Raw genomic sequence first — 1,480 nt, 5'->3', positions numbered from 1 at the left:
GCGCAGGCCGCACCGAGTGCGGCCGCGAAGGCGTCGATGCCGTCGGCATCCAGGTTGTGGGGCCCGAGGAGGGCGAGGCGCTGGTTGCTGCTCATTGGGCCGGCCGGCGCGTCAACGCGCGCCGATCTTCGGGTCCAGCGCGCCGCTGGCGTAGCGCTTGGCCATTTCGGAGACGGAGACCGGGCGGATCTTCGAGCCCTTGCCGGCGGTGCCGAACTCCTCGAACCGCTGCTTGCACAGCTTGGTCATCGCATCCATCGCGGGCTTCAGGTACTTGCGCGGATCGAACTCGGACGGGTTCTCGGTCAGGATCTTCCGGATCTGGCCGGTCATCGCCATGCGGTTGTCGGTGTCGATGTTGATCTTGCGCACGCCGTGCTTGATGCCGCGCTGGATCTCCTCGACCGGGACGCCCCAGGTCGGCTTCATCTGGCCGCCGTACTGGTTGATGATGTCCTGCAGGTCCTGCGGCACCGAGGACGAGCCGTGCATGACCAGGTGGGTCGTCGGCAGGCGGCGGTGGATCTCCTCGATCACGTTCATCGCCAGCACGTCGCCGTCAGGCTGACGGGTGAACTTGTAGGCGCCGTGGCTGGTGCCCATGGCGACGGCGAGGGCGTCGACCTTGGTGGCCTCCACGAACTTCACCGCCTCGTCCGGGTCGGTGAGCAGCTGGTCGTGGCTGAGCACGCCCTCGGCGCCGTGGCCATCCTCGGCCTCGCCCTGGCCGCTCTCCAGGGAGCCGAGCACGCCGAGCTCGCCCTCGACCGAGACGCCCGCCCAATGGGCCATCTTGGTGACGTTGCGGGTGATCTCGACGTTGTAGGCGTAGTCGGCCGGGGTCTTGCCGTCGCCCTTGAGCGAACCGTCCATCATTACCGAGGTGAAGCCGTACTGGATCGCGGTGGCGCAGGTGGCCTCGTTGTTCCCGTGGTCGAGATGCATGCAGACCGGGATGTGCGGGTAGATCTCGACCAGGCCGTCGATCAGCTTGGCCAGCACCACGTCGTTGGCGTAGGCGCGGGCGCCGCGGCTGGCCTGCAGGATCACCGGCGAGTCGGTGGCGTCGGCCGCCGCCATGATCGCCAGGCCCTGTTCCATGTTGTTCAGGTTGAACGCCGGCACGCCGTATTCGTGCTCGGCCGCGTGGTCGAGGAGCTGCCTGAGGGTGATCCGTGCCATGGTCTCTTATCTTCCCGCTTGCCGTCCGGCGATCCGCCCGATCGCCGGAGGCGCCTCAATTCGCGTTCGTTCCGTTGTATAGATCGGTCTGCAGCAGAGCGGGAGGCGCCTTCCGGCGGCGCCTCCGGACCGTTCAGCCCTTCGCCCGCAGCGCCTCGACGCCCGGCAGGGCCTTGCCCTCCAACCATTCGAGGAAGGCCCCGCCCGCGGTGGAGACGTAGGTGAAGGCGGCGGCCACGCCCGCATGGTTGAGGGCGGCCACGGTGTCGCCGCCGCCGGCGACCGAGACCAGCTGGCC

The 1,480-nt window shown here is 68.5% G+C and carries 2 protein-coding genes; both read right to left on the bottom strand.

What is annotated here, in order from left to right; genetic code table 11:
• Positions 1 to 111: 111 nt before the first annotated feature.
• On the bottom strand, positions 112 to 1,182 hold the full coding sequence (fba, locus tag FV228_RS29455) for a class II fructose-bisphosphate aldolase (RefSeq protein ID WP_147857692.1): 1,071 nt from the start codon (positions 1,180 to 1,182) through the stop codon (positions 112 to 114).
• Between the two features lie 133 nt (positions 1,183 to 1,315).
• Positions 1,316 to 1,480, bottom strand: a 165-nt coding sequence (gene pgk, locus FV228_RS29450; RefSeq protein WP_147857691.1) for a phosphoglycerate kinase, incomplete at its 5' end; no start/stop codon positions are given.

It is taken from the genome of Methylobacterium sp. WL18 (genome assembly GCF_008040015.1).
Classification (GTDB): domain Bacteria; phylum Pseudomonadota; class Alphaproteobacteria; order Rhizobiales; family Beijerinckiaceae; genus Methylobacterium; species Methylobacterium mesophilicum.
This window is presented reverse-complemented; position numbering and strand designations above follow the sequence as displayed.

Excerpts from the sequence above, each read along its gene's own strand:
- fba (WP_147857692.1), bottom strand. The coding sequence starts at position 1,182 with ATGGCACGGATCACCCTCAGGCAGCTCCTCGACCACGCGGCCGAGCAC.